Source organism: Ferviditalea candida (assembly GCF_035282765.1).
Classification (GTDB): Bacteria; Bacillota; Bacilli; order Paenibacillales; family KCTC-25726; genus Ferviditalea; species Ferviditalea candida.
The window spans coordinates 1-21,005 of the sequence record NZ_JAYJLD010000001.1; the positions used below are offsets into that span (position 1 = coordinate 1).

At 49.7% G+C, this 21,005-nt stretch carries 19 protein-coding genes; 2 read left to right on the forward strand and 17 right to left on the reverse strand.

Going from position 1 to position 21,005, the window contains the following annotated elements:
- Positions 1 to 311 precede the first annotated feature (311 nt).
- The 17 genes from VF724_RS00005 to VF724_RS00085 form a co-directional block, all read right to left on the reverse strand.
- Positions 312 to 827, reverse strand: coding sequence for a gamma carbonic anhydrase (locus VF724_RS00005; protein WP_371752164.1), 516 nt, complete (start codon positions 825 to 827; stop codon positions 312 to 314).
- Positions 828 to 886: 59 nt separating this feature from the next.
- A complete protein-coding gene (locus tag VF724_RS00010) occupies positions 887 to 1,486 on the reverse strand; it encodes a class I SAM-dependent methyltransferase (RefSeq protein WP_371752165.1) in 600 nt (199 codons plus the stop codon).
- Between the two features lie 178 nt (positions 1,487 to 1,664).
- Positions 1,665 to 2,894, reverse strand: coding sequence for an FAD-dependent monooxygenase (locus tag VF724_RS00015; RefSeq protein WP_371752166.1), 1,230 nt, complete (start codon positions 2,892 to 2,894; stop codon positions 1,665 to 1,667).
- Positions 2,895 to 2,938: 44 nt separating this feature from the next.
- Positions 2,939 to 3,775, reverse strand: a complete 837-nt coding sequence (locus VF724_RS00020) for a fumarylacetoacetate hydrolase family protein (protein WP_371752167.1) — start codon at positions 3,773 to 3,775, stop codon at positions 2,939 to 2,941.
- A gap of 36 nt (positions 3,776 to 3,811) precedes the next feature.
- Positions 3,812 to 5,398: a class I adenylate-forming enzyme family protein gene (locus tag VF724_RS00025; RefSeq protein WP_371752168.1), complete on the reverse strand. Its 1,587-nt coding sequence runs from the start codon at positions 5,396 to 5,398 to the stop codon at positions 3,812 to 3,814.
- Positions 5,399 to 5,429: 31 nt separating this feature from the next.
- Positions 5,430 to 6,533, reverse strand: coding sequence for a cupin domain-containing protein (locus VF724_RS00030; protein WP_371752169.1), 1,104 nt, complete (start codon positions 6,531 to 6,533; stop codon positions 5,430 to 5,432).
- Positions 6,534 to 6,722: 189 nt separating this feature from the next.
- Entirely contained in the window at positions 6,723 to 7,505 is a 783-nt protein-coding gene (locus VF724_RS00035) for an IclR family transcriptional regulator (RefSeq protein WP_371752170.1), read from the reverse strand.
- A 180-nt stretch (positions 7,506 to 7,685) separates the two neighbouring features.
- Positions 7,686 to 8,231, reverse strand: coding sequence for a DUF2231 domain-containing protein (locus VF724_RS00040; RefSeq protein WP_371752171.1), 546 nt, complete (start codon positions 8,229 to 8,231; stop codon positions 7,686 to 7,688).
- A gap of 410 nt (positions 8,232 to 8,641) precedes the next feature.
- Positions 8,642 to 10,102: a HAMP domain-containing sensor histidine kinase gene (locus tag VF724_RS00045; protein ID WP_371752172.1), complete on the reverse strand. Its 1,461-nt coding sequence runs from the start codon at positions 10,100 to 10,102 to the stop codon at positions 8,642 to 8,644.
- Positions 10,086 to 10,772 (reverse strand): response regulator transcription factor, encoded by a 687-nt coding sequence (locus VF724_RS00050; protein WP_371752173.1) that lies wholly within the window; start codon positions 10,770 to 10,772, stop codon positions 10,086 to 10,088. The genes VF724_RS00045 and VF724_RS00050 overlap by 17 nt, the downstream gene beginning before the upstream one ends.
- 41 nt (positions 10,773 to 10,813) lie before the next feature.
- Complete coding sequence (locus VF724_RS00055) at positions 10,814 to 12,958, reverse strand: hypothetical protein (RefSeq protein ID WP_371752174.1); 2,145 nt, start codon at positions 12,956 to 12,958, stop codon at positions 10,814 to 10,816.
- 20 nt (positions 12,959 to 12,978) lie between these two features.
- Positions 12,979 to 14,175 (reverse strand): ABC transporter permease, encoded by a 1,197-nt coding sequence (locus VF724_RS00060; RefSeq protein WP_371752175.1) that lies wholly within the window; start codon positions 14,173 to 14,175, stop codon positions 12,979 to 12,981.
- Complete coding sequence (locus tag VF724_RS00065) at positions 14,172 to 14,870, reverse strand: ABC transporter ATP-binding protein (protein ID WP_371752176.1); 699 nt, start codon at positions 14,868 to 14,870, stop codon at positions 14,172 to 14,174. The genes VF724_RS00060 and VF724_RS00065 overlap by 4 nt, the downstream gene beginning before the upstream one ends.
- Positions 14,867 to 16,180, reverse strand: a complete 1,314-nt coding sequence (locus VF724_RS00070; RefSeq protein ID WP_371752177.1) for an efflux RND transporter periplasmic adaptor subunit — start codon at positions 16,178 to 16,180, stop codon at positions 14,867 to 14,869. Before VF724_RS00070 ends, VF724_RS00065 begins: the two co-directional genes overlap by 4 nt.
- A 335-nt stretch (positions 16,181 to 16,515) precedes the next feature.
- Positions 16,516 to 17,121, reverse strand: coding sequence for a ferric reductase-like transmembrane domain-containing protein (locus VF724_RS00075; protein WP_371752178.1), 606 nt, complete (start codon positions 17,119 to 17,121; stop codon positions 16,516 to 16,518).
- Complete coding sequence (locus VF724_RS00080) at positions 17,114 to 18,106, reverse strand: FAD:protein FMN transferase (protein ID WP_371752179.1); 993 nt, start codon at positions 18,104 to 18,106, stop codon at positions 17,114 to 17,116. Before VF724_RS00080 ends, VF724_RS00075 begins: the two co-directional genes overlap by 8 nt.
- A gap of 15 nt (positions 18,107 to 18,121) precedes the next feature.
- The gene (locus tag VF724_RS00085; RefSeq protein ID WP_371752180.1) at positions 18,122 to 18,418 is read right to left on the reverse strand and encodes a hypothetical protein; all 297 of its coding nucleotides are present in this window, start codon (positions 18,416 to 18,418) and stop codon (positions 18,122 to 18,124) included.
- A 438-nt stretch (positions 18,419 to 18,856) separates the two neighbouring features.
- Between VF724_RS00085 and VF724_RS00090 the strand changes: the two genes are divergently transcribed.
- Both VF724_RS00090 and VF724_RS00095 read left to right on the forward strand, forming a co-directional pair.
- Positions 18,857 to 19,546 carry a response regulator transcription factor gene (locus tag VF724_RS00090; RefSeq protein WP_371752181.1) on the forward strand — a complete coding sequence of 230 codons (690 nt, stop codon included), beginning with the start codon at positions 18,857 to 18,859 and terminating at the stop codon, positions 19,544 to 19,546.
- Positions 19,543 to 21,003 carry a sensor histidine kinase gene (locus VF724_RS00095; RefSeq protein ID WP_371752182.1) on the forward strand — a complete coding sequence of 487 codons (1,461 nt, stop codon included), beginning with the start codon at positions 19,543 to 19,545 and terminating at the stop codon, positions 21,001 to 21,003. Before VF724_RS00090 ends, VF724_RS00095 begins: the two co-directional genes overlap by 4 nt.
- Positions 21,004 to 21,005 lie beyond the last annotated feature (2 nt).

A 21,005-nucleotide genomic window follows, 5' to 3' on the forward strand; every position in this document is an offset into this window, starting at 1 on the left:
GAGGTATTGCCTCCGCATGCCGCCAATAATACCATCATGACTGCCAAAAGCAAACCTATCATTCTCTTTTGATAAAAACGATTCACTGGAATCCAGTCCCCCTCTTAATTGTTTGGCTGTACACGCTTTCATACAACTTAAGATGTGAAAACACAAGCATTCATTGTCGCTGAAACGGCATCATCCCCTTTATTTAATATAAGCAACTGCATTTTTTCTTCTATAAAACGCTTATAAGGTTATGCATTTTAAATATATAATATATGAGAATGCTATAAAAAAAAACTATTTTTAAGAGGAAATTTTCTTGATTATTTTTTAAGATGCAGATTCTTATAGTATTTGGCCTTATCCACATACGATTGGACCGCTCGTTTCAAATAATCCAAATCCTTTTGCTCCAAAGGCCTGACCACGGCAACGGGATTACCCAAAGCCAAATGGCGGGAAGGTATCTTTTTACCCGGAGGCACCAGACTTCCTGCACCAATTAATGTGAATTCGCCGATTTCCGCCCGATCCAAAATAATCGATCCCATGCCGATCAAAGAACCTTTGCCGATGCGGCAGCTATGTAAAATCACGTTGTGGCCTACTGTAACCTCATCTTCAATAATGAGCGGATTTCCGGGACTTTGATGCAAAGTAGAATTGTCTTGGATATTCACGCGTTGACCGATGATTGTGGGTGCCACGTCTCCGCGGATCACCGCGTTGTACCAGACACCGGAATCTTCTCCGATTTTGACATCCCCCGTCACGACACTTCCCGGTGCCAAAAAGACAGAAGGATGAACTTCAGGCATGTGTTCATAATACGGAAACATGAAACTCTCCTTCAAATTATAAAGTGATTGAATTATTGTATATGTTTTTCCGTAGCGGTTCAATAGCTCTGTTTCGGATTTGAGCCTTCAATCACAACGAAAATGCGGTTGAACATCCTATGAATGGATTCGATCTCTATTCCGGCATTTCTAATGATCTCAACCGTATTTCGGTTTAAATGGCAGCCGTCGAACATCCTCTTCCAAGCCGGCGTGAGAATATCCATGGTTTTTCCCAAAACGGGGTTGTCGGAGCGAATGTGTTCAAACAGCAAAAACTTGCCCTGACTTTTCAAAACCCGCCTCATTTCCTGAAGAGCTTGCAACGGATCCGGTATCGAACAAAGCACAAGAGTGCCCACAACAGTATCAAAGGTATCGTCGGCAAATTTCAGCCGCTGCGCGTCCCCATCCTCCACTTGAATTGGGACTGATGCTTCTTTGACCCGCTTCATCGACTGGTCCCTCATCGTTTGGTCAGGCTCGATTGCCGTGACTTCAACATTCGTGTACAACGGAAAATTGATGCCGGTTCCCGACCCCACCTCCAACACATGACCCTGGGCCTTTGCCAGAAGCTTGGAGCGAATGCGCGAAAACATCCGTTTCTCCAGCGGTTTCATGAGTTGATCGTAATTAGTCCTGAAATATGTACCCATTATTCTTCACACTCCCCATTCCGAAACAAAAGAGCTTGGCGAAAAGGGAGGCCCTTTTTCGCCAAGCGAAAATGTTTAGGCATCGCGATGAAATAACTTCTACTAAATTGGTGGCAAAGATCAATTAAACCGCTTGAACCTTTGCCGCCAAAAGTAGAACTAATTTCATCGCGAGCCCTTAATACTTGCTGCTTGCCGAAGGTCCGGCTTTCGGTCCGTATGGTCCTTCGTCCAGCCATCTTCCCAATTTCGGCATCATCGGAGCCAGGGCCGCAGCCCAATAGCGTTTCACTCTCATCTCAAAGGAATTGCCCTGCAGATGATTCAACGCGACTCCCGCATTCGCACGGTTGTGCATTGCCGCTTTCTTGCGTTTGTCCGCAGCGATCATGACCGCCTGCTGTCCCGCGGCCGCTTCTCTGGCGTTCAGCGCCGTATTGATCGCCTTCACCGCCGCCACCGCGTCCGGCACGCCCGAATTCAATCCCCGCGCTCCAAACGGCGCAAACAGATGGCAGGATTCGCCGGCCAGCAGCACCCGGTAGTTCGGATCGGTGAATTCTTCAGCCACTACCTGCAGAAACTGATACGTCGATACCCAGGTTATCCGTTCCGCATATTTCGGATCAAACACTTTGCGCAGCCAGGCTTTAACCCCTTCGGTGCTGCTGAAATCATCGGGGTCATCCCCTTCAAATAATTGAAGATCGATCCGCCATCCACCGGTAAAAGGCACATAAAGCACATTTCGGCCGCCCATCGCCGGATGCTGGTAATGGAAAATGCGCTCCAGCGGCAGCGGGTTATCCGGATCCTCCTTTACATCCACCACCACGAAGGCGTTCGGGGACCGCGCGCCCTCCATCTTGATGCCGAGCGACTTGCGCACGACCGAACGCGACCCGTCCGCTCCGACCACATACTCGGCAGTCCAAACCTGCCCCGTTTCGGTCGCTATCGTGACCCGGCGGTCGTCCGTTTTTACGTCACTGACCGGAGTATTCCACACAAATTCTACCCCCGCGTCTTTACAGGCCTGAAGCATAAACGCCTCGATTTCCGTCTGCGGCAGGCTGGTAAACGGTGGAAGCTCCTTCGGATCCGGTGTCGCATAAACTCTGCGGTACACCTCTTTGCCGCGGAACAGCGTCCGCTTCAGCGGCCATACCAAGCCTCTCTGGGCCAGCTTGAAGCCCAATCCCGGAGAAATTTCCTCCAGCAGCTTCAGCGTCGCTTTGTGAATATAGATCGCGCGGCTGCCCGGACGCATGCGGCCCTCGGGCTCCGCTTCCAAAATCGTCGCTGGAATTCCATGCCGGCGCAAAGCCAGCGCCGCCGTCATGCCTACCGGTCCGGCGCCTACCACAATAACCGGACGATGAAACGAATTAGCTTCACTGTTATTCATTCCAACTACCTCCTGATGTTTTTATGTGCACTCATTGCTGTCGATTAAGCCATATCAACCTTGACTTCAAATTGACCAATACCTTCGATCTCCAGTTCAATCGCATCTCCTTTTTTAATCGGACCGACACCCTCGGGTGTCCCGGTTGCGATAAGATCCCCGGGCTCCAAGGTCATGATTTTGGAATAGATCGAAATCAACTCGGCAACATTGCATATCAGATCGCGGGTATTCACCTTTTGTCTGACCTCGCAGTTGACCTTTAATACCATATTGATATCATCCGGATTTGGAATTTCGTCCTTTGTGACAATCCATGGCCCGATCGGCGTGAAAGTATCAAAAGACTTCCTCAGGCACCGCTCTTCAATGTGCACCTCATCCGGTCTTAACGTCACGTCAATCAAACCGGTATAACCGAACACATAATCCAAAGCTTCTTCCCTGGAGACATTTTTTGCTGTTTTTCCGATGACAAAAGCCAATTCCAATTCATGATCGATCCTGCGATCGGCATACGGAAGCATAACCGTATCTCCGGGACCGATAATGGATGTCTGTGCCTTCAGGAAAAACCCGAGATTCCTTGCCGTTAATTCTTCCTTCATCTCTTGCTGGTGGGACACATAATTGACGGGAGCCGCCACGATTTTACCCGGCCGGGCCAGCGGCTGCCGCAGCCGCACCTCCGATAAAGAGAACCGCAGAGCATTTTCTTTCAGAGCCGCCCATTCATCCGTTTTGGAAGCAAACTGGCGAATAAAATCAACCATCGGACAATCCGATTTCCGGGCAAATGCGCCGATGGCATGTCCGATATCGTAAACAGTATCATTCTCGATCAGTCCCAATTGAAAATCATTGAATAAAGCAAATTTCATTCCGATTCCTCCACACGTCCGTTTAATAAAATTATTTCAATCATGACGTTGAATTTTGTTGCGAAGATCTCCCTTTCTCACCTTTCCCGACGGGGTAGTCGGCAGTTCGTCGCGGACCTCCAAAAATTCCGGTATTTTATATTTAGCCATGCCCAAATCCTGCAAAAATTTTACCATTTCATCCATAGTGAATGTCTGGTTATTCTCTCTCAATGAAACGAAAGCCAGTCCCCTCTCGCCCAGCCGCTCATCTTCCACGCTGACTACAGCCGCTTGGCGGATTTTGGAGTGCATCATCAGGGCTTCTTCAATCTCAGCCGTATGTACCTTCAGTCCGCCCCGATTGATGATATCTTTTTGGCGGCCCATAAAATGCAGGTACCCTTGTTCATCCAACCAGCCCAAATCCCCCGTCAGAAAATAGCCGCCTTCTGTCAGAGCTTCCCTAGTGGCTCTCGGGTTTTTGTAATACTCGATGAACAGGGATGGGCCGCGGAAGCCGATTTGACCGACCTCACCCAAAGGCAGCTCCTTTTGATCTTCCGAAAAAATTCGGATTTCGCCAAAAGGGCATGCGCGGCCGATCGTTTCAACCGCCAGGTGTGCAGGGTCATCCGGTCTCGTATAGGCCCCTGCGCCGACTTCCGTCATGCCCCACTGCGCAGCGATCACGCAGTTGAATTTTGCGCGGAATTCCTCCACCATTTTCGCCGGGATTTTGGTCCCGCCGGTGAGAACCATGCGAAGCTTGGACCGTGGGGAAGCTTTGTCTTTCACAAGGCTCAATATATCGATCAATTGCGCGGGCGCGGCAATAAGAAACGTAATCTGCCGATCTTCGAGCAGTTGAATGAAGGTTTCCGGCTTGTAAAGATCCAGCATCACCTGTTTGGCCCCGTTGCGGATCGCCGAAATAATGACCGGCAGAGCAAACATATGAGCCAGAGGCGTCAAGGATAGAATGACCTCATCGGAACTGATCTGATATTCCCGGCCGCTCAGCATATGACTGGGAATGAAAGTCCGATACGAATGCAGGACCGCTTTGGGATCGGATTCCGTCCCCGAGGTGAACATAATCGCGACCATGTCATCCAGCGCCGGCGTATTCTTTTGGATATCTTCCATTGAAACGCCGGGCGGATCATAGGTCAGCAGCTCGGAAAAGACATGATCCGCGCCGGATATCCCAATACCGCAAGCAATCACATGCCGGAAGCTGGGGGCCAGCCCCTTTAAGTCCTTCATCATATCCATATGATTAAAGCCTCTCCATTCGCCCGCCACAACAGCGGCCTTGGCTTCGCTGTGATTCAGCATGAATGTCAATTCTTTTTTTCGGTATGTCAAATTCAAGGGCAGAACAATTGCGCCGATTCGGGAAACGGCCAGAAAGGATACAATATACGGCCAGATGTTCGGCAGCTGAAGCGCCACCACATCGCCTTTGCGAATTCCCATATGAATCAGATGCTTTGCAAGGCGAAGCGACAGCCGGTCCAAATCCAGAAAGGTCAGTTCCTTATCCTTGTCAATGACAGCGATTTTATCTGCGTACTTTTGAACGGATTCGAACAAAACCTCGGAAATGGTTTTGCTCTCTGATTCAAAAGTCATCGTCATGTTCGAAATACCTCCAATAATTTATAAATCTCTATGCTGCATCTTCCGGAGAGAAAGTGCTTTTGATCTCCTGGCGACCGTTGTTTTGTTCCAGACTCTCGTTTCTTTCCAGCTTCAGCATTTGCAGTACAGGGCGGTCGTTAAAGGAGAATAAATGAGCGTCCTTATCTCCGGTGTTTACATGCTCATGCCATCTCCACGGCGGAAGAATGAAGAAATCCCCTTTGGACCATTCGAACTTGACCCCGTCGATGACGGTATAACCGTTTCCTTCCATAACGTGATAGACCGCGCTGTGGACATGGCGATGCGCTTTCGTGCGCATGCCCGGAGTTAATTTTTGCATCGTCGTTCCAATCCGGTAATCCGCCGAACCGCCGGTAACCGGATTCATATAATCCACGGCATACCCGTCGAAAGGATCAGGGTCAAACTCCGTCATTTGTTCCAAGACGCTTTTGACCTGATTCCACTTATACGATTTTTGCGGAGAAGGATATCCGTCAAGCCCCCTGTCGCAGACCGGACGGAAGGAACCGGAGGAATACTGTTTGGTCGAAAAGTCATCGGGACGCTGGAGAGGGTAAGTCTCATTGGCATAGGGCTCATAGAATGAGCCGGCAAACGATTTCACGATTCCCACATCCAAGCCGTCCATCCAGATCATCGGCTCATTTCCTTCATGCCCGTGGTCATGCCAGCAAAAAGGCGGAGTCAGGATGCAGTCCCCTTTTTCCATATAGAGCTTTTCCCCGTCGACGGAAGTGTACGCGCCATCCCCTTCGATAACAAAGCGGATCGCTGACTGGGAATGCCGATGGGAAGGAGCGACTTCTCCCGGCAGCAGCAATTGAATGCCCGCGTATAATGTATATGTCGAATAGCCGATCAAGCCTTTTTTCATTAAGGAAGGATTCTGCAAATAGATCACCCTTCTTTCGCTGGTGCGGCCAAGCTTGAGAATGTCGCCGGCCTTATACAGATACTCCTTGATTTGATCCAGCTTCCACAAATAAGGAACAATGTCGTGATCAGGCTCCTTCGTTACCATATGCAGAATATTGTCCCACAAAGGTCCAAGGTTATTTCTTTCCAGATCCTTGCTGAATTGCGCATGTTCTTGAGAATTTGACATATTCATAAACTCCTCTCCAGAAATATTGCAACTACTTTCAAATTAACTTATTCAAACGATGCAATAACTATAAATTCACTATGTGAATTATCGAGTCATTATGTTAATCTAAAAATAGCATATTCCAATTTATGCTGTCAATATTTCTCAAGGGGGCGTTTACGAATTCTCATATGCCTTTGCGCTTATTCAGAAGCGTCCTTCCACATAGCCGAGACGCAGCGAAATGCTTGCAGCCGTTTTTTGGGTTAATTCAAGGATTTGCTGCAAAGTCTCGCCCACAAATTTAAAGCTGGGTCCCGCGATGCCGATCACCGCCTCAACCCTCCCTCCGGCATTCATCACAGGAACGCTTACCGCCGTAAATCCGACAAACGTCTCATCGACATCAATGAAATAACCTTGCTCTCGAATGGTTTTCAATCTTTTGAAATACTGCTCTTCATCCGTAATGGAATTGGGAGTATGCGCTTCCAGCGGGTACTGCCGAACAATCGCCCGGGCTTCTTCCTCAGGGAGATAGGCCATAAAAATCGTGCCTAAAGCCCCATAGTGCAAAATTCGTCTTCTTCCCACATAAGATCTTGGTTGAAAGCCTTCGTCAGTATCATATCGGAGCAAATACTGCATGGTATCCTCTTGTCTGACAGCCAACAGAACCGTATGCTGAATCTTTTCATGCAATTCCAGCAAGAAGGGCTCGACTTCCCTGCGAATATCCTGATTTTCCAATACGATTCCGCCATATTCGAGCATTTTATAACCCAGCCGATATACGTTTTCTTTTACGTCATAATGAATCAACCCGTTTTTTTCCAAAGTCCACAGCAGCCGATATGCGGTCGCCTTCGATAATCCGGTTTTTTGAGTGACCTCGTCAATGGTCAGCTGGCTTCGATCAAAACTGAAACAATTTAAAATATGGATTGCACGGTCAACGGATTGGATCGATTTGACATTGATGTTTCTCACTCTAAAAAACCACCCTTACCTCGCAATATGTTGTGAATAATGAACAGGATCCAATTATCCATTCAAATATTCTATCACATTTTGCTGATGATGGGTAATTGCCTGGAGCGCGATCAGAGATCACAGTCCTTTTCCGCAAAATTGGCTGCTGCTCGAGGATAATTTCCGAATCCGCAAAATTTAATTGGATTGCGGCAGGCGGCCGCTGACGGCCTTTTGATTCCGCTGTTCGTTCAAGGTTGAATTGTTTTGCTGAAATGAAGGCTGACCGTCGCGCTGCAGCCGCCTGCTGCCGTCCTCGCGGAATTGCCTGTTCTGGAATTTGCTGCGGTCGGGATGGACCATCTGGCCTCCAAGATGCCCCGTGTAGGAAACAAGCAGCGCTCCCACCAGCGCCGCAGCCAAATAGGTTTTGCTTTTCCCGACCTGCTGACGCTTTCTAAAGTGCAGCCACAAACGCACCGAGGTGAGCAGAATAAAGAAGATCATCGTTATTTTTCCATACAGCTCATGGGCGGGAAAAAGCGGATTGCGTTCCCCTTCCGGTCCGGTGATTACGGCGGCAACTGCCCCTAGGGTACCAACGACCAGGGACAGCAGCCCCGCCGCATGCCATTCCTTCTTTTTGAGAAACAGCGCAAGCAGATCGAATACAAAGCTGAAAATGAGCATGGCAATCGGGATATGAATCACGATAAAATGCAAGTTCCGAATGAAATAAGTCATAAGAAGCAAGCCTCCTTTTATATTAAATAGCCTCTCGGCATTCGCCGAGGCAGGTGGGACAAGGTTTTCCGCGACTCCTACTTCGACCAAGGGCCGAAGGCTCGTGACCCGGCTTCCCTGATGCGTTCCTTTCTTGTTCTGCCGCACCTCCGTCGAGCGGTCCAACAAACGGGAGAAGCTCGATTACAAGTTGGAATCCGGCAGGCACCGCTCTACCATGATGTGGTACATGCGTATCTATGCCGTTATGATCTGTCAGCACATTGATGCGTGGCACGTTAGCCAAAAGGAGCAGTGGGATCTACTTCGGTCAACGATTTGCCCTGCTGCCGCCTAATTTTTTAAAAAACTCCTCTTTTTCATCGGGGTAGCCTGCCTATTTTTGAAAATGGGTTTCATTTTCCACTCCTTCAGCAGCACTCGAATTCCGAGAGGCTATTTAAGCGCAATTCATCCTGGCGGGTCAATTGCAAAGTGAAGGTGGACCCGCCGCTCGAACTCTCCGCCAAATAAACATCTCCTCCGAGCGACTTGGCAATGACTTTGCTGAACGGCAAGCCGAGTCCGAGTCCCCTCACTTTGTTCTTTTTGTTCTGTCCCCGATAAAAACGTTCAAAGATGATGTCCTTCTCTTCTGCAGCAATTCCCGGGCCGTTGTCCTTGATGTCGATACGCATTCCATCCGCCGTCTCGGCTAGCGTGACGTCAATTTGTCCGGCGGCTTCAAACGACTGCTTGGCATTATTCAGCAAATTGTAGAGAATTTGCTGAATGCGCACGGGATCGGTCGAATACAGAATTGGTGTTTGCGGAAGATGAGTGTTCACGCGAACCGTTCCCTGCTCCTGGGCAATTTTCCATTGATACACGATTTCCTGAATCAGATTGTTCATGTTGGTCTCCTGCTTGTGAACCTTCATCGCTCCGACCACAAACGAATTATAATCCAACAGATCTTCAATCATTTTTTGCAGCTTGTTCGTTTCGTTGATCGATATCTCCAGAAATTCCCGGGCTTCTTTTCCCGTTACCACTTCATCATTGACGGCCTGGATCAGGCCCCCGATCGAAGCTACAGGCGTCTTCAATTCGTGGGTCACGCCGGCAAGCAGCTCCGTCCGCATCATCTCCGATTGACGCAGCCGATCCGCCATATTTTTAAACGATTCCGTCAAGTCGTATATTTCTTTTTCCTTGATTTTTTTGTCAAAATGAATGTCATAATTGCCCGCAACGATTTGCTTGGCGGCCCGGGCGACCTCTTTGACCGGAGCGGACAGCTTTTTGGTCAAAAGATAGATGACCGCCCACCCGAGAAACGCGATCCCGGACAGCATGACGAGCAGAAATTCAATGCCCTCCCGGTCCTTGACGAGATTTTCCTGCGAATAGACAATCACCACCCAACCGACCGTCTGCTGCTTATATTGGATGGGCTGCTTGACATAGGAAAACTGCGGTCCGCGGCCGGTTTGGATTTGCCCGTCATTCTTCGCATCCTTCAATGAGCCCGAGATTTGCCGAATCCACTCGCTTGCCGGAAATTGGCCGGGCAATTTGGAGACGAGGCTTTGAGATCGATCGAAAACCAGAATAACGGGTCTTCCCTTTAAGTCAAACAAGCGTTCTCTTGTTTCCAGATCTCTCGGGAGTTTGAAATCGGCATTGAGCTGTCCGTTGTCATCCACGACCTGATCGGCGATTTCATAGGCAAACCATTTGACGATTTCCAATCTTTTTTCATTGGCGCTGAACGTGATCCATTCGTAGGAGACGACACCGATCAGAATCAATCCGATGCACAGGATCAGCAGATATCGCGACGTCCAATAGCGCAGCAGGGTTTGGCGGCGGTTACTTTTCGTGAACATGGAATTGATAACCCAATCCTCTCTGCGTGATGATTTCGCCCTCATCGGACGGCCAATTCATCAATATTTTGCGGATTCTCTTAATGGCCAAATCAACCGCCCGGTCGCTCCCTTCATAATCGATGCCCCACAATTGCTCGATCAGCTGCTCTCTGCTGAATGTTTGATTGGGATGATCCGCAAGGAACAACAAGAGCGAAAGATCCCGCGGCGTGAAATTCAGCCCGATTCCGTGAAGCGATACATAATGAGACTTGAAGTCTACCTTTAAGCTGCCGAAATATCTCGTTTTATGGTCCTCCAGCATCTGTGTCGGCCGCCGCAATACCGCATTGACGCGCGCCACGACTTCCTCGGCGTTGAAAGGCTTGGTGATGTAATCGTCCGCCCCTTGATTCAATCCGTCCAATTTTTGGTCGATATCGCCCAAAGCCGTCAGCATGATGACCGGGCAGGAGCTTTTCTCGCGTATGCTTCCCAGCACTTCCCAGCCGTCCTTGCCGGGCAGCATCACATCGAGCAGAACCAGTGCCGGCTTTATCGTATTGAACTTCTCCAGCGCTTCATTGCCGTTAAATGCCAGCTCCACCTCATAATGCGCTTTGCTTAGGTAGGCTTTCAGCACACGTGATATCGCCAGTTCATCTTCCACGACCAGAATCGTTTTCATTCATGCCAAGACTCCTTCTTATCGGACAGGTTAACGCAAATCTATAATTTTTGTTGTGCCAGCAGCTTTTTGTGCCCGGATTGGAATTCGCTGTAAATGTTGACGGTATAGCTGCTGCTGTTGAAAGAAATTTCCGAGACAGTCGCATGCAGCTTCATCGTATCCGAACCCAATTTCAGGACGGGATTGCCGGATTTCGTGTCCACAAAGTCCAATTCCTGCGACAGGAGCTGTGAACCGTTCCCGTCCAAAAGCTCAACGATCACATGACGGTTGTCCATATTCGCCGTCACCAGCGAATTCTTACTAAAATCATAGTCGAAGCTGAAATTCAAATCAAAGGTGTTTGTCGCCTTGTCGTATACGAAATAAGGAAAATTCGTATTGGAAATGTTCAAGGTGTACGGGAACAGATTGATTTGACCGAGACCGGACTGCACCTCTGTATGTTCGTCCGGCAGACCGTATATCACCGCATTCGTAAAGGCGTCGGGCTGTCCTCCGCTCGGCGTAGAATGACCAGCGGTCACCGATTCTCCGAGCAGCACCTGCAGTCCCGAAGCGTCATAGCCTTTGGGAAAGTTGCCCCATACCAACAGCGACGCCTTCGCCTGAGGAATGATTTTTTGCGTGATGCTCGTGATTTCCGCAGGAAACACGCTTCCGTCCGGCGCCACGAATTGGGCTGTCAGATTGGTCAGCGGGATCGTGCGTTTCTCCAGATTCTGCATGTCGACCTTCGCAGCGATGATATCGTCGCTGTCGCCTGCAAAGGTGTCCTTGGAAGAAACCGTGACTGAATAGCTTGCTCCGACATCGTTCAACGTATAGGATTGTCCGGATTTTACCTCAGGGGTGTTCGACAATTGCGAAAGCGTCAGATGCATAATATCGGAAAGGCCGTTCTGCAGAAAAATCTCCACGGATTCCAGAGACTCGCCGAACCCGATTTTTCCCTGAAGCTGAATTCGCTTTTTCTGCCCGGGCTGCAAGGTGCTGATTGAATCCGTGGAAACCGTCCCGGCCGTTACGGTCACGGCATGGTTGATTTGAAATTTCCCCGTGAATTGAGGAATCGGAAGCGTATGATCGGTTGGATTCGACAGCGTAAAGTCGGCTGTCAAAAGATCCTGATCATTCCACGGCCATCTTTGCAAGGAATCGAACTGGACGCTGTATGTTCCATCCTTCGTGGAAAATGAATATTTGTTATCCTTACTGGCGGGGTACTTAGCGTCCAGCTTGAGCTGATAGATGGCAATCGGAAGCACGGTTGACGAGCTGCTCTGCTGGGACGATGAACTGCTGCTACTGCTGCCAGTGTTCGAATTGGTGGTGGTAATCGTTCGGGAAACGAGCAGCTGCAGGCCTTTTTGGTTTACCGTTGCCGGGAGCGTTCCGCTGATTGTCACCTGCGCGCCGGTTGCCGGAGGCATGATCAGACCGCTTTGCAAACCGCTGGCGTCCATCGGAAAGATGTCTCCATTGGACGTCCGGATATAAAATTGCAAGCTGGGCAGCACGGCGCTGAGATTCCCGGAATTTTCAGCATACAGATTGATCGTCGGCAAAATGTACTGATCATTGCGGTACAGATCAATCCCCTGAATCCAAGTCGTCAAAGAGGCCCCGTTCAAGGAAATTTCCTGCTTCCGGTTCCAAGGAGTCTCCGCCGAATAATTTTTGGGGACCGCGATTTTGCCCAGAACCCTTTCAAAATTGTCAAGACTGAAATCCCATTGAATCGCCGCAAAGAGCAGATCGCTCAGCTTGGTTGTGGAGTCGACGGAGACGTAAAATTGAAAGGTTCGATCGGAACCTGCCGGAATCAGCTTCTGATTTTTATCCTGCGGAGCCAAATCAGGATAGTAGGAAATCCCCGCTTTGCTCTTTACGCGGATATAATAGTCGCTCAAGGAAATATCCTCCTTGCCGCCATTATGGATCATCGCTTGAAAAGTCAAGGTTTGTCCGTTGTCATTGGCAAGCAGGCTGGCATTCTGCAGTTGCATGTAACGGTTCGAGCCGATGCCGATTTTTCCGATTACGGAATTGTAAGCTCCCTGATTTGAGTTTGCAGCCGCGGTCGGATTCGCGGCAATGACCGAGCCGGCAGCGCTCATTGACAACAGCACGGCCATAAAAACAATCAGCAAACGTCGGCGCAACAGATTAAATTCTTTCATTTCTTCTCTCCCCTATATGATTATTCGGATCTTAACGCTTCAATCGGTTTTAACGAGGATGCTTTATTAGCCGGCAGAAGACCGAACAAAATGCCTACGCTTAAGGAGAAGGCGAAAGCGATGATGGTAATTTGAAACGACAATACGGCAGTCATTTTCAGCAATTTCGAAATCAATACGGAACCGCCGATTCCAGCCCCCACGCCGAGAATTCCGCCGATTCCGCCCAGCACCATGGATTCGATCAGAAACTGGATGAGAATATCGCGTTTTTTGGCCCCGACCGCTTTGCGGATGCCGATCTCCCGGGTTCGCTCGCTGACCGACACCAGCATGATATTCATGATGCCGATTCCTCCGACCAGCAGCGAAATGGCGGCGATTCCACCCAAGGTCAAGGTCAAGGTTTGGGTAATCGTGCTTACCGTATCCAATGCGTCCTGTTGGTTGAAGATCCGGTAGCCTGCAGTATTATTGCTCGTATTATTGGCGGTCGTTCCGCGAAACTTCTTCTGGAGCGCGGCATCCAGAGCATTCTTGGCCGTATCCACATCGGCCGCCGATTTGGCCTGAATGTAAACCTGCCTGACCCCTTTGCTTGACAGAAGCCGTTCCGCGCTGGTGATCGGGATCAATATGCGATCGTCGTTATTTCCCCCAAGGCTGCTCCCTTTGGTCTCCAACAAGCCGACAATGAGGAATTTGTTTCCGTTGATCAATATATAGCTGCCGAGCGGGTTGCTCGCGCCGAATAGGGTTTGTGCGGTTGTTGTGCCGATCAGCGCGACCTTTTGGCGGAATTGGATATCAATCGGCAGCAGAAAACGTCCTGCCTGCACATGCGTATTGCGCACCGATTCATATTCCGGCGTAATCCCTTCCAGCGAAACATCCTCATTTTCAGTGCCGTTCTTCGCTTTAACCGATCCCGTAATGACAGGGGAAACCTCCAATACTCCGGGAAGATCCGCAAATTTCATGGCCTCATTGTATGTAAGCGAGGTTTGTGCGCCTCTTCCGGTGATATTTACGGTCAGCAAATTGGTTCCCAAGCTCTCCACTGTCGCTTTGACTGAGGCCGTGGCTCCCTGTCCAAGCGATACCAGCACGATAACGGCTGCAACGCCAATGATGATGCCGAGCATGGTCAGAAATGATCTCAGTTTATTGCTGACGATGCTTTTCCATGCCATTTTCAAGCCTTGTATCCAATTCATCCCGTCACCCCCTGCTCCTCCAGAATCAGGCCATCCTGTATCCGGATAATTCGTTCGGCCTGCGCGGCGATGGACAAATCATGGGTAATGACAATAATGGTATGGCCTTGTGCATGCAATTCCCGGATCATCTGCATGATTTCTTTGCCTGTGGTCGAATCCAATGCCCCCGTCGGCTCATCCGCCAAGAGAATCGGAGGGTTTCCAGCCAAGGCTCTGGCGATAGCCACCCGCTGCTGCTGTCCTCCGGAAAGCTCGGTCGGGCGGTGATGGATCCGGTCTCCCAAACCCACCTTCACAAGCGCTTCCTCCGCCTGCTTGCGCCTCTGCTTATACGGTACACCCCGATAGATCAAGGGCAGCTCCACGTTTTCCAAGGCGGACAGCTTGGGCAAAAGGTTGAAGCTTTGAAAAATGAATCCGATCTTCTCGTTGCGGATTTGGGCCAGACCGTTATCGGACAGCTTGCCGACCTCCTGTCCGTCCAGCTTGTAGCTTCCTTCATTGGCAACATCCAGACAACCGATCATGTTCATCAAGGTCGATTTGCCTGAACCGGAAGGACCGATGATGGCCACAAAATCCCCTTCATTAATGGTAAAGGTAATTCCTTTAAGCGCGTTGACCGTTTCCCCGCCCATCTTATACCACCGGGACAACCGCTTAATTTGAATTAACGGACGGGAGGAGCTCATCGGCCGCCACCCCTTGAACCGCCTCCGCCGCCGGTGACTCTTACGCCTCCGCCGCCGAATCCGCCGCCGAATCCGCCTATACCGGGTCCGCCGAAACCGGCTCCACGAACATTGCTGTTCGCCGATGAGCTTCCCGCCACCATCGGCAGGATCACTTCATCTCCTTCTTTCAGGCCGGAAACAATCTCGATGTAGCTTTCATTATGTATGCCGACCTGTACTTCCCTGACGTTTCGGGGAGGAGTTCCAGAGTTTCCGGAGTTGCCTGCATTTCCGGAGCTTTCGGCGTTTCCGGAGTTCCCAGTGTTTCCGAAGTTTCCAGCGTTTTCGGCAGCTCCGGAGTTCCCATTTGGCCGAGGACTTCTTTGGGGAGCTCCAGTAGTGTTGGAGCCTGTATTCACCGTGTTCGACAGGAATACGACATTTCTCCCGCGGATTTGATGAACCGCTTCGATCGGCACCATCAGCGCATCCGGTTTATCCGCAACCTTGATTTCCGCTTCTGCGGTCATCCCCGCCCTGACGTTCTGCACATTTTTCAGAGAGATGGTGACATCGAATACGGCTACACCGTTCGAGGCCGTGCCCTCCGCCGAAATTTTCTCTACTGTGCCTTCAATCGCTTGATTGGGAAGGGCGTCCAATGTTATCTGCACATTCTGCCCTTTCTGCACTTTGCTGATATCCAGCTCATCCACTTGAATCACGACCTGCAGATGCTGATAATCGGTAATGACGCCAAACTCTCCCCCGTCATTGAGCTGCTGGTTCGCATCGACGCTCAGCGTGGAGATCACTCCGTCCATCGGGGCGACTACGGGATCGGAAGGCTGCTGATCGGCTTCGAGGGTCTGAATTTTCTGCAGCGATTGATCAACGCTCAGCTGCAGCTTTTTAATATTGGATTTTAAGTCGTCCACATTGCTGCCGAACGCCTGGTCTTTAAATTGCTGCTGGGCATCGGCCAAATCCAGCCGGGCTTTTGAGAGATTGAGCTCCTCCTGTTGGATTTGATCGCTGTTATCCTTGGCTTCAAAGGTGCACAGCAGCTGACCCTTCTTGACGGCATCCCCTTCCTGGACGAGCACTTCCTTGATTTGTCCTCCCTTTAATACCTTCACCGTTTGACGGTTCACCGGTCCTACCGTTCCCGTGCCGGATACGGTAACACTCAGATCGCCTCTCTTGACCTTGGCCGTGTTTACGGTGGGGGCTGCGCTTTTTTCCGGTTTTTTGACAAACCATTGATATCCTCCGACTGCGAGTGCAATGATAACCACTCCGGATACGAGCATGATCCATTTTCTCATTTCGTGTTCTCACTCCCTGGCGTTCTTTTTTCTAAGGAGACACAACTCTCTCAATAATGAACTTTATAAAAAGTCATGATTCTATCAAAGCATATACAAGGAATGTGTCAGGCGAATGTCAGAATGTCCCACAGCAACGTGAATTTTTCAAAATCACCTCCCCAAATCGGCCCTAGGAGTATGAAGGAATAAAGGAATGAGCACGGAAAGTTTTAGCTTACGCTCCCGATGCGGTTTTAACAGCGGTGCAGTGCCATCCCTTTTTCGGAATAACGATTAAATTGAATAAATGTTCATCATTTTCGCTTTGTCGGACAGACTCCTGATATGAAGCTTTATTCTGCGGCGCGCCCGTTGATTACCCGCCTGGAACGGTCGGCTCGGCGACGAGCCGGATCGGCCTTTGGCCCCGGAGGCAGAGCAAACCGGATAAAAGTCAACAGCACAATCGCCACGAGAGAGTAGAAATACATCAAGCCGATGTCATGCAGGCTGCTGTCCGTCCCCAGAAAATAGCCGTGAATGAAAGCCATCAGCCAAATTGGATAAGATAATAAATGAATGGACCGCCAGACGATCTTCCCCAGTTTATTCCGGATATCGGAAGTGAAGATCAGCAACAGCATGCCGTATCCCGCCAGCGTCCCAAGTCCGTTTAAAAACGGAGAGTGAGATGCGGCAAATGGAACCAAAACCTCCCTCCAGGAGAAGGGCATGTAAGTATCAACCACCGTAAAGACTCCGTGCAGCAAACCCAGCGCCGTTCCGGCAATCGTAAAGAAAGTGTGGGTTTTATACATCGAGGCTTTAACTTTTCCCTTCCAAATCGGAAAGCTGTATACAATTCCCAAGCACACCCCCAAGGTAAGGGATAGATACGAAATCAACCCCAATACACGAATGATTCCCCATAACGGCAAGCTAGTGATCCATTCAGCCAATATTGTCACCCCCTTGAAAATTTTCCAGTTCTCCAATTTTATGGACTTCTCCCTTTTCGGTAAAAACAAGCGCTTCATAACCGCTCGTTTTCTTTGTGAATAAGGCGGCTCCTTCTTCGTATCCCAAAATGCAGATCACCTTCGACCATATCTCGCATTCCAACACGTCTTCTCCGGTAACCGTACACTGCAGCACATCGCTCTCGCTCGGACGCATCGATCGGGGATCAATCAGGTGGTGCATCTTGCCATGCTCCGTATCCCACTGCCTTCCGAGTTTACTGGAGGTTGCCACCGCTCCATGATCCAATGCGAGTATGCCAATGACCTGGTCCGCCTTCCACGGATTTTCAATTCCGATCCTCCAAGCTCCGGAGCCTCCGTCCGGTCTTCCCCATACGGCAAGATCGCCGCCGGCATTGATCATGCCGCTCTGCAGGCCGTGCTGTTTTTGCAGCCATCCGGCCAGGCGCTTGACCGCCCAGCTTTTGACGATGCCGCCCAAATCCATTTTCGCATCAGTTGGAAGAAGGACGGATTTCATGGACGAATTCGTAACGATTCTGAGGTCGTCATTGGCTTGCGTACGATCTGCAGTCAATTGGATCCGGTAATTGGGCCCATGCTCCATAAGCTCGAAAGATTGATTGTATCCGCTCTGCTCCAAAGCCTTTAAGATCAACGGCTGAAAGATTCCCTCCGTTAACCGGGTATACGACTCTGCCAGCAGCAGCACTTCGAGCATCGCTTCGGAGACGAGACAGGTCTGGCCGGTCAAGCGATTCAAATAACTGAGCTCGCTGGCGGGCAGAAATCTGCTGAATCTCCGCTCGGCAGCCTGGAACCAATCAAAGACCAGCCGCTGTGTTGGAGCAACTTGTTCCTCTGTGCAAAATACAAACGCTTCGATTTCCGTATTCATGGCCCGAAACCGGAATGAATAAGATTGGGCTTTCGCTTGATGATCCTGTGTCGTCATAACCATTCCCGCCTCCGCCGGTTAGGAACGCCGGCTTCTAGTATGGAAACTCATGCTTGGAGCTTGCTGCTGATAAGGCTGATTATCAATATACGGACTTACAGTCCCGCCCGACGAGTTGCTGTTTGGATCGGAATTAAACAATTCATTCATGACGGAATCATCATTTGAAAAAAAATCGTTTTGCTGTTGAGGAGCCGTGGCCTTCTCCACTGCTTTGGCGAATGTCGGACTCTCCTTTACATTCTGAAACAACAAAGCAATACCTAAGGCTCCGGCTGCACCGATTTGCCATTTCAACCATTTTGATTTACCCATTCAATCACCTCCGCTTGGATTTATCTTGAAAATTCACTCCACTAATAAATGAATTCTACTGAAAGCGAGCCTGAATTAACTTTCTGAAAATGAAAAAACCGTTAAAGCGTCGGTATTTTTCATTTTCAGAAACAAGCAGAAGTAGCCCGCTTTCAGTATAAATGTGAATACTTCACGGATGCATCGCGCGCCATTTTCAACACCTGCTGGGTGCCATGAAAATGGATTGGACTTCTATTTTCCCATTATGTGCTCGAAATCTGAGATCAACATGAAAATTGGCTTAAAGTTCGCTGAAAGTGTAATTTTCAAGCCCATCCTGCCCCACTGAACCAGTGAAGCCGCCCATACAGCAGTTCAGCTTTTTTTCAGCTTGCCTTCAGCTTGTTTTCAGCATTAAAGTACATAATATGTTGAATAAGGATAATTGCGGAGGTGATGGTCTTGCCTCAACTTAAAGGAATCAAAATCCTTCTCGTTGACGACGAGCCGAACATACTGCGTTTTCTGGAGATCGGACTGCAAAATGAAGGATTCGAGGTATTGACGGCTCAAGACGGTCTGTCGGCGATTACGCTTGTCAAGCAATTCCAACCGCATATCGTTATCTTGGACGTCATGATGCCCGGTATGGACGGATTTGAAATTTGCCGGATGCTGAAAAAGACGGAGAATCTCGCGGTAATTATGTTAACCGCAAAGGAAGAGGTTGAAGATCGGGTCAAAGGCCTGAATTTGGGGGCCGATGATTACATGGTCAAGCCGTTCAGCTTTGACGAACTGCTGGCCCGCATCCATGCAAGGATTCGGAACCACTTTCCGAATATGTGGGGCGAAGTCGTTGCGGGACCGTTTCGCATTGACGACCGACGTAAGGAAATCAGTTACGAGGACAAGGTTCTCGAGCTGTCCCCGACGGAATACGAGCTGCTTAAATTTATGGCCATCAATAACGGTCTCGTACTGAGCAAGGCTATGATTCTGGATAAAGTGTGGGGCTATGATTTCAACGGGGAAGAAAACATTGTGGAAGTATATATCCGTTCCTTGAGGGAAAAGTTAAACGACCGTGAGCATCGGTTGATCCGCACTCTGCGCGGCTCAGGATACAGGATTGATGTGCAATGACGCCGAAAAAACGAATCCATCTAAACAGGCTGCTTCATCCCAAATCTCTCCGCTTTCAGCTTTTATCGCGATCCTTGTTGATACTTGCCGTACTGCTGATGTTCATCGGGGTCTTTCAATATTTATTTATGCGGCAGTTTTTATACAGCAACAAGGCTTCCGCCCTTCAGAGTCAAGTGCTGTCCATCCCCCCTGAAACATGGATGGATGGCAACCCATTTCCCGGGAAATTCAAGGATGACGCTCCGCGGCTTTTTATTCCCGACTCAACCATTGCCTTTGTAAGTATGAACGGGGATTTTGGGGTGCTGCTGGTTTCCCCCGATCTCCAAACGGTCCCTAAATTCTCCGCTGAATACTATACAAACGCAATGAAGCAAAGACACGGCGTCAACTATTCGATCATTAAAGACAATACGGGGGCTGAACAGCTGGTCTTCCTCCAGCCCGTCGGCAAGCATGGCCGCCCCTTGGGGATTGTACAAGTCAGCACCAGCACACGGCCGATTAAAGTTGTGCTTATCCGGCAGTTGTTCATTTTTTTGATTCTTTCACTGATCGCGATGGTTGCCGGCCTGCTGACCTACCTGCCCGTTCTCAAAAGAACATTGGTTCCTTTATCCAATATGGTCGATACCGTTGAACAAATCAATGCAGGCAACCTTGATGAGCGTTTGCCGGTCGGTTTGGGCCAGCTGGAAATCGAGCGTCTGTCCGTTTCCTTCAATAATATGCTGGAAAGACTGGAAGCATCGTTCAATGCGGAGAAGGAAGCCAAGGAACAGATGAGGCGTTTTGTCGCCGATGCTTCGCATGAGCTTCGCACTCCGCTCACTTCCATTCACGGTTTTTTGGAGGTGCTGCTGCGCGGGGCGGCCCATCGTCCCGATCAGCTGGAAACCGCTTTAAAAAGTATGTACGGTGAATCGGAGCGGATCAATAAGCTCGTGCAGGACCTTTTGCTTCTGGCCAGAATGGACCGCACGCCATCTTTGGAAATAACCGAGGGCATGCTGGACGGGGTCATTCATGAAATGGAGCCGCAGCTTCGTCTGCTCGCCGGGGAAAGGACCGTTATTTTTCAGGTTGAGCCGAATGTTAAGGCCCGGTTTGACCAGGATAAAATCAAGCAGGTCATTTTAAATTTGTTTCATAACGCCGTTCAGCATACGGATCCGAAACAAGGCGTCATCCGGATATCGCTCCGGGAAGCCGAACGCGAAATTGAACTGGCCGTCCGCGATAACGGGCCAGGCATTCCTGAAGAGCATATTCCGCATTTATTCGATCGGTTTTATCGAATCGACACGTCGCGTGCCCGAAAATACGGCGGATCCGGCCTCGGGTTGGCCATCACGAAGTCGATCGTGGAAATTCACGGCGGCTCGATTCATTTGGAAAGCAAGGCGGGTCATGGAAGTTCCTTTCAAGTGCTGCTTCCCAAACCGGATATGTAGGA